Genomic DNA, 8,163 nt, shown 5'->3' on the forward strand with positions numbered 1-8,163 from the left:
GCAGGCTCGGGCGATTCACGGGTCCGGGCTCCTACGCGTCGCGCTGGGGCTCGGGGCGGCCCGGATGCTCGGGATCGGCGGCAGCCCTGGTCGGGACCAGCACCTTGCGGGTGAACTCGCAGACGACCGTGCCGTCCTGGGTGTAGCCGATGGTCTCGACGGTGACCACGCCGCGGTCGGGCTTGGACCGCGACGCGCGCGCCTCGAGCACCGTTGTCTCCGAGTAGATCGTGTCGCCGTGGAACGTCGGGTTGGCGTGGCGCAGCGAGCTCACCTCGAGGTTGGCGATCGCCTTGCCGCTGACGTCGGCAACGCTCTGGCCGAGCACCAGCGAGTACACGAGGTTGCCCACGACCACGTTGCGGCCGAAGTGCGTCGACGTCGCGGCGTAGTGCCGGTCGCTGTGCAGCGGGTGCTGGTTGTAGGTGATCGCGCAGAACAGGTGGTCGTCGTACTCGGTGATGGTCTTGCCCGGCCAGTGCTTGTAGACGTCACCGACCGTGAACTCCTCGAAGTACCGACCGAACTGCATGGGGACACGCTACCGCAGCACCGGGAAGCGCGGGTCGTCCACGGTGATCCGCCCCGTGGCCGCGCGGATGAACCGGTCGCGGCCCATGTTGCGGGGGCGCGGCGAGCCGAGCAGGGCCTCCAGCAGGTGCATCGTGAGCCACTGCGCGTCCGGGGTGGACGCCGGCGGCTGATCGAGCGCGGCCCGTAGGTCGCCGTGGTGCACCACGAGCTCCAGCACCCGTGTGGCCAGGTACGCGTCCAGGCGCATCGCCCCGTGGGGCGTGGCGAGGAGGTGGTCGGCGGCCAGCCCGCCGGCACGTGCCGCCGACGCCCGCCACCCGTCGGCGAAGCGGCGCGCCAGCGTGCACGGGTCCACGTCGGCGGCCTCCCCCCGCGCGCGCTGGGCGATCGCGGGCGCCGCCGCCTCCAGGTCGACCCGGAAGTACTCGACGCGGTCCACATCCGGGCGGTGGGCGTCGACCTCGACGCCGTGGTACGCGTCCACGCGGGTGGCGGTGCGCACCAGGTGGGCGACCAGCTCGGCGACACTCCACTCGCCAAGGCCCGGGCGCGGCCAGGCGTCGGCCGGCATCCCGCCCAGTGTGGCCTCGATCGCCTGGGCCTCGGCCTCGAAGGCGTCCAGCTCCTCGCCGCGCATGGCGGCCACCCTAACGGAGCCGTCACCGCCGTTCAGTACGCTCCCGCCCCGGGTGCCGCCACTGGAAGGAGCACCGACGTGGACGTGACCGCAGACCAAGCCCGCACACTCGTGGCCGCGTGTCGCGCGGTCGTCGACGGCGCGGCCCGCCGACTGGCCGGGGCGAGCGCCGCCGGCGGGCGCATCGATGTCGGCCTGCTCGACCGCGAGCAGGCGCTGGCCTACGACCTGGCCACCGTCGCCGGGCAAGTGAGCGCAGCCGAGGAGATGCTGGCCTACGCCGACCATGGCGCCTTCGAGGCCGCGCTGACCGTGGGGTTCGCCGGCGACGTGGCGGCCGGGCTCGCCGCCCGCCTGGCCGGCCGTGAGGCCGCCTGGGGAGTCGACGCGGACTCGCCGTGGCACGAGCAGGCCACCCGCGACGCGCTGGCCGCGGCCCGCGCCCCGGCGCTGACCGACCACATCGCGGAGCGGGTCCTGTCCAGCTCCGAGCTGCCGCGCCACCTGGACGAGGAGCGGCAGATGGTGCGCGAGACGTTCCGCGACTACGCCGAGGCGAAGGTCGCGCCCGTCGCCGAGCGCATCCATCGGGACGACGAGGACATCCCCGACGAGATCATCACCGACCTGGCCGAGATGGGCGCCTTCGGCCTGTCGATCCCCGAGCGTTACGGCGGCTTCGCCCAGGGTGGGTCAGAGGACGACGTCATGGCCATGGTACTGGTCACCGAGGAGCTGTCCCGCGGGTCACTCGGCGTGGCCGGCAGCCTGATCACCCGCCCCGAGATCCTCTCCAAGGCGCTGATCTCCGGCGGGACCGACGAGCAGCGGGACCGTTGGCTGCCGGGGATCGCCTCCGGTGAGCTGATGTGCGCCGTGGCGGTCACCGAGCCCGACCACGGCTCGGACGTCGCGGGGCTCACGGTCAGCGCCGTGCGCGACGGCGACGCCTACGTGCTGAACGGCACCAAGACGTGGTGCACCTTCGGCGGCCGCGCCGACCTGCTCATGGTGCTGGCGCGCACGGGCAGCCCCGAGGACGGGCACCGGGGGCTCTCGCTGTTCGTCATCGAGAAGCGCCGCTACCCGGGCCACGCGTTCCGCCACGAGGGTGCACACGGTGGGGTCATGGACGCCCGCGCCATCGGCACGATCGGCTATCGGGGCATGCACAGCTTCGAGATCAGCTTCGAGGACTACCGGGTGCCGGCCGCCAACCTCGTCGGCGGCGAGGACGGCCGCGGGCGCGGGTTCTACCTGCAGATGGGCGCCTTCGCCAACGGCCGGCTGCAGACCGCTGCCCGGGCGCTCGGGCTCATGCAGGCCGCGTTCGACGCGGCCGTGGCCTACACCACCGCCCGCCACGTCTTCGGGGTGCCCCTGGCCGACTATCCCCTGACCCGCGCCAAGCTCGCCATGATGGCGTGGCGCATCGCCGCCTGCCGGCGGTTCGCCTACCGCAGCGCGACGCTGCTCGGGCGGGGTGGCCCCGGATCGGACGCGCCGTCCGACGGCCAGCTGGAGGCGAGCATGGTGAAGTCCCTGGCGTGCCTGTCCGCCGAGTGGCTGACCCGCGAGGCCCAGCAGCTCCACGGCGGCATGGGCTACGCCGAGGAGTACCCGGTCAGCCGCTACTTCGTCGACGCCCGGGTGCTGTCGATCTTCGAGGGCGCCGACGAGGTCCTGGCGCTGCGTGTCATCGCGCGCTCCCTCCTCGCCGAGGCGCTGACCGGGTAGCGCGCGGGGGCCGTCGAGCCGCGCACGCATTTCCCCGTCGGCGGTGTTGACGGGGGCGGTGGCCGCGGTCACTCTGGTGCTGAGGGACCCAGCCTCCGGACCCGCGGGCTTGGGGCCCGCAGGCTCTTCCGATGCCACGGGTCAGGTCGGTGACGTGCCGTCGGGCGAGGGGGACATGCCGTGGAGATCTGGGCGCTGTGCCAGGAGTGCGACCGCTGGTTCTACTGCGCCGGCTGGCAGGAGGGGGCCGTGCCGCAACCGACCTGTCCCGTGTGCGGCGCGGCACCGCAGACGTTCGTGGACCGGGCGGCGACCGCCTCCGACGTCGCCGAGGGAGCCGGCTGAGGGGCTCGCCACGGTTTGGCGGCCTGGCGGGTCAGCCCCGCTCGGCCGGCGGGCGCACCCGCATGTCGGCCGCCCGGCCCCGCAGGGCGGTGACCTCGGCCATCTTGCGGCTGGCCTCGTCGATCATCTCCTCGCCGTACATGACCGCGCCGAGGCGGTCGGTGCCGGTCGCCTTCTCGTAGGCGGCCAGGATGTCCTCGGCCCGCTCGTAGGCAGCCTGCGTCGGCGCGTAGACCTCGTTGGCGACGTCGATCTGCCCGGGGTGCAGCACCCACTTGCCGTCGTAGCCGAGGATCTGGCTGCGCCGCGCGACCTCCCGGTAGCCGTCGAGGTCGCGGATCTTGGCGTACGGCCCGTCGATGGCCTGCAGGCCGGCGGTGCGGGCGGCCACGAGGATGCGCATGTGGATCCAATGCCAGTAGTCACCGGGGTACTCGTCGATCATCTCGCCGACGGTCAGGCTCGGCATGCCCATCGCCGCGGCCATGTCGCCGGGCCCGAAGATCAACGTCTCTAGCCGGTCGGAGGCATGGGCGATGTCGTCGATCAGGGTCAGGCCGGGGCCGTTCTCGATCTGGGCCTCGATGCCGATGCGGTGCTCGAAGCCGTTGGTCTCCTCGATCATCCGCAGCAGGTTGTCGACGAACTCCACGTCGCCCGGTGCCTGTACCTTCGGGACCATGACGCAGTCGAGGAACTCGCCGGCGGCCTCGACGATGTCGACCACGTCGCGGTAGCACCAGCGGGTGTCGACGGCGTTGACGCGCACCACGACCGTCTTGTCACCCCAGTCGTTGTCGCGCAGCGCGGCGATGACGTTGGCGCGTGCCGCCTCCTTCTCGTCCGGCGCCACCGAGTCCTCGAGGTCGCAGAAGACCTCGTCGGCGGGCAGCGACGGGGCTTTGGCGAGCATCTTCGGCGAGCTGCCGGGCACGGACAGGCAGGAGCGCCGCGGGCGCACGCGGCCCGCGGCAGCACTGACGTTCGCGAGATCGGCCATCTGAGGGAGGATCCTTCGGTGTCGGGGACGGAGCGGGGCGGGGCGAGCCTACCCCGCACCGCTGGGTCCGGAATCCGGCCCGACCGGCCGACCTGGCTACGCTGGCGGCTCATGGACCTGCTCATCGCACGCTTCCTGCAGCGCCACCGCGACGAGGAACCCGAGCTGGCGGACGGCCTCACCGCGATGGTCGCCGGTGACGTCGTCACCGCCGCCGAGCGCCTGGCCGCGGTGGGGGACGGCGTCGAGGACCCGGCGGTGCGGGTGCGCGCCGCCGCCTACCACCGGTTGGCCACCCACCTGCGGTGGAACGTGTTCCCCGGCGGCGGCGGCGCCGGGGCGACCGAGGTCGCGGTGCGCTGGGACGGCGCGCCCTCGGCCGTCGACGCTCGCGAGGACTGGGCCGCCGTGGTGCGCCGCCTGGATGACCCCCGGCTGGCCGCGGAGGTCCGGGCGGTGGGGGGCGGCCTCTGCGCCCTCGGGTCGGTGCGGGCCATCGTCGGCCACACGGCCGCCCGTCTCGCGCCCGCCGAGGTGGACGCCCGGTTGGAGGAGGCGCTGCGCGCCGTGGTGCCGCTGGGTGAGGCGGGCGGCGCCGGTGACGTCGCCCTGGCCTCCGCCGACCTGGCCCGCCGCGCACGACGCCCGGAGCGGGCCGCAGCGTTCCTGCAGGCGGCGGCCAGGGCCTACGGCACCGCCGGTGACCGTGGGGGCCTGGGCGCGTGCCACCTCCTGCGCGGTGACTGGCGCGCGGCGCCGGCCGCCGGCCCCGAGACCCGCAACCTCACGCTGGTGGCCAGCGCGGCGGAGTCCAGCGCCCTGGACTGGGCGTTGGAGTCCGCCGAGGCCAGCCGGACAGGCCTGGACGTCGAGGGTGCGGCCGCCGCCTACGCCGAGGCCGAGGAGGCGTTCGCCGCCGCCGACGCGCCCCGCGGGTTGTCCGCGGTCACCCTGCGGCGCGGGCACCTGGCCGCGCTCGCCGGCGACCACGACCGGGCCGGCGAGCTGGCCGGGCGGGCCGCGGCGGCCGCCGACGCCTGCGGCGACCGGTGGGGGGCCTGGCTCGCCCGCACGCACGCCGCGCTGGACGCGGTGGCCGCCGGCCGTCTCGCCGAGGGTGACGAGCGCGCGCGGCAGGTCGGCGCCTGGGGCGCGGGCACCGGCAGCTTCAGCTACGCGCTGGGCCTCGGGCTGCTGTGCTCGCGCGCGGGCCGGCACTGGCTGCACCGGCGGACCGACCCGGAACGCGCGCTGGCCTGCCACCGGCTGGCACGGACCATCTTCGCGACCCTCGGCGCCGTCACCGACGAGGCGCAGAGCCTGGCCGACCGCGGGCGCGCCCTGCACGTCGTCGGCGACCTCGCCGGCGCTGCCACCGCCGACGAGGAGGCCCTGCACCTGCTGGCCACCGATCTCGAGGCGCGCCCAGCCGCAGCCGCCGACAACCGCCTGCGTGCCGTGGCCCTCGCCCAGAGGCTCTACCTGCTGCACCAGACGCGCCGCGACCCGACCGCGATGGCGAGCGCGGCCGAGCGGCTGCGGGCCATGGCCGCCCGTCTCCCGGCCGCCCCCGATGACCGCGTCGAGGGCCTGCTCGCCCACGCCGCCGAGGCGGCCCTCGTCGAGGCGCCCGTGCTCGTCCCGCTCTACCGGGGGGACGCGGCGCGCGCGGCGGGCGACCAGGAGGCCGCCGCGTCGCACTACGGAGCCGCCCTGGAGGCCGTGCACGCCAGCGACCACCCGGACGCCGAGCACCTGGAGGCGGTCGTCCTCGGCCACTGGCGCCGCTACCCCGAGGCGGCGGCGGCCTATCAACGCCACCTCGACGCCGCGTCGGCGCCCGCCGGCCTGCTCGGCCGGGTGCTCTCACGATTCGGGCCGCTGAGAGCCGAGGTCGAGGCGGGCACGCGGCGTCTGCACGAGCAGGCGGGCGCGTTCTTCCGTCGCCTGCGCGACCCCGAGGCGGCTGTCGCCCACTTCGCCGCGCTCGACCGCGTGGATGCCCGGTGGTGGGACGGCGCCCCGCGGCCCTGGGAGCTCCTGGCCGACTACGGTGTCGCCTGCGAGGGGCTCGGCGAGCTCGACCGGGCACTCGCCCTGCACGACGAGGCGATCGTCACGCTCGAGGGGAGCGGGCCGACATGGCCCGACGAACGCGACGACGACCCCACCGACGCCCCGGCGGTCTACCTCGGCGCCGCACGCACGGCCGTGCGGCTGGGCGAGGCAGCCGCAGGCACCGACGCCGAGCGGTGGCTCGCCCGCGCGTTCGCGTACGCCGAGCGGGGCCGTGCGCGCAGCACGGCCGACCTGCTCACCCGCGGGTTGGGGCTGGCGGAGGCGCCACCCGGCTCCTCCCCGGCGGTGGCCGGCTGGCACGCGGCCGTCGCGGAGCGATGGGTGCGTGCGGGCCTCGTGGGCGCCGAACGGGTCTCGGCCCACCCCGACCCCGACCGGCTCGCCGCGCTGCGCGAGGAGATCGCCGTCCTCGACCAGCGCCTGACCGACCTGCAGGCCGCGCTCGCGCAGGCCGCCCCGGAGGCCGCCGCGGTGCTCACGACCGCCGCCGAACCCCCGGGCCTCGACGCCGTCCGTGCCGCGCTGCCCCCCGGTGCCGTGCTGCTGGCCTATCACCAGGTCGACCAGGAGCTGCTGGCCTTCGCGGTGACCGCCGAGGGGATCGCGGCGCACCGGGCGAGCGTGGACGGCGTGGAGCTGGCCCGCCATGCCCGCGTGTTCGCCGCGGCGTGCGTCGACGGCGCGGACGTCACCGATGCGGGCGCGCCCCTGACCCGGGCGCTGCTGGATCCGCACGCCGGCACGCTCGAGCGTGCGGACCGCGTGCTCGTGGCCCCGGCGCCGGTCCTGCGGACCGTGGCGTTTGCGGCCCTGCCCTGGCACGACGGGCCGTTGGGCGCCAGCCACACCGTGGCCTACCTGCCGGGAGCCGCAGCGCCGGCGGGCACTGCCGTCACGCCGGGCACGGACGCCGCCGCAGCGCCGGCGGGCACCGCAGACCCCTCCGGACCCGGCCGGCACCTCGCCGTCGGCGACCCCGCGGCACCGGCCTGGCAGGCGCGCCCGGGCGGGGCGCCCGGTCCCGCTCCGCGCCGCCCCGCGTCGGCGACCGAGGCCGCCGTCGTGGCCGCGGCCCTCGGTGACACTCGCCTGCTCGTCGGCGACGCGGCGACCCGCTCCGCAGTGACCGCGGCGATCGGCACCGCCCCCCTGGTGCACCTGGCCACCGCCACCCAGGTGCGTGACGACGCGCCGCTGCTGTCCGCGATCCTGTGCGCGAACGGCGAGGCGGTGTCGATCTACGAGTTGATCGTCGGTCGCCTACACGCCGACCGGGTGGTGGTGAGCGCCTGCCACCCCGCCGGTGCGGGCAGCGAGGCGCTGGCTGTCGCCTCCGGGTTGCTCGGTGCGGGCGCGCGCGGTGCGGTGGTCACCCTGTGGCCCGCCGACGACCGTACGACGTGCGTGCTGATGGCCCGCTTCTCACGCCTGCTGCGCGGGGGCACATCCGGTCCGATCGCCCTGCAGGCAGCGCAGACCCACCTGCGGGCCATGAGCGACAGCGACGAGGCTGCCGAGTTCGCCGCCCTGCAGGCAGCGGCCGCGGACCCGGCGGTGGCAGCCGATCAGCTCGCCCCGCTGTCGCCTCCGACAGGCCAGCGGTTGACCGGCCAGGGGCCGACCGGCCACGTGCGTCCCGCCCGGGTGTGGGCCGGGTACTGCTACGTCGGACGCTGACTCCCACGGTGGTCGTGTGGCCCGGCGACTGCCCCGGGCGTGTGGCCCGGCGACTGCCCCGGGCGTGTGGCCTGGCCGGACGGCCACTTCCAGGGTGGTCGTGTGGCCCGGCGACTGCCCCGGGCGTGTGGCCTGGCCGGACGGCCACTTCCAG

6 protein-coding genes are annotated in these 8,163 nt (G+C 75.7%); 3 read left to right on the plus strand and 3 right to left on the minus strand.

Annotation, left to right across the window (positions count from 1 at the left end):
- Nucleotides 1-31 precede the first annotated feature (31 nt).
- Nucleotides 32-532, minus strand: a complete 501-nt coding sequence (locus WD250_00785) for a MaoC family dehydratase (protein MEX2618729.1) — start codon at nucleotides 530-532, stop codon at nucleotides 32-34.
- 9 nt (nucleotides 533-541) lie between these two features.
- Complete coding sequence (locus WD250_00790; GenBank protein ID MEX2618730.1) at nucleotides 542-1,171, minus strand: maleylpyruvate isomerase N-terminal domain-containing protein; 630 nt, start codon at nucleotides 1,169-1,171, stop codon at nucleotides 542-544.
- Nucleotides 1,172-1,249: 78 nt separating this feature from the next.
- On the opposite strand from WD250_00790, the gene WD250_00795 reads away from it, so the two are divergent.
- Together WD250_00795 and WD250_00800 are read left to right on the plus strand one after the other, a co-directional pair.
- Entirely contained in the window at nucleotides 1,250-2,908 is a 1,659-nt protein-coding gene (locus WD250_00795; GenBank protein ID MEX2618731.1) for an acyl-CoA dehydrogenase family protein, read from the plus strand.
- A gap of 180 nt (nucleotides 2,909-3,088) precedes the next feature.
- Nucleotides 3,089-3,253, plus strand: coding sequence for a hypothetical protein (locus tag WD250_00800; GenBank protein MEX2618732.1), 165 nt, complete (start codon nucleotides 3,089-3,091; stop codon nucleotides 3,251-3,253).
- 31 nt (nucleotides 3,254-3,284) lie between these two features.
- On the opposite strand, the gene WD250_00805 is transcribed toward WD250_00800, so the two are convergent.
- Nucleotides 3,285-4,253: a CoA ester lyase gene (locus WD250_00805; GenBank protein ID MEX2618733.1), complete on the minus strand. Its 969-nt coding sequence runs from the start codon at nucleotides 4,251-4,253 to the stop codon at nucleotides 3,285-3,287.
- 111 nt (nucleotides 4,254-4,364) lie between these two features.
- Here WD250_00805 and WD250_00810 point away from each other — a divergent pair, with 111 nt between their 5' ends.
- Complete coding sequence (locus WD250_00810) at nucleotides 4,365-8,009, plus strand: CHAT domain-containing protein (GenBank protein ID MEX2618734.1); 3,645 nt, start codon at nucleotides 4,365-4,367, stop codon at nucleotides 8,007-8,009.
- Nucleotides 8,010-8,163: the final 154 nt, after the last annotated feature.

The organism is Egibacteraceae bacterium (assembly GCA_040905805.1).
Lineage (GTDB): Bacteria > Actinomycetota > Nitriliruptoria > Euzebyales > Egibacteraceae > DATLGH01.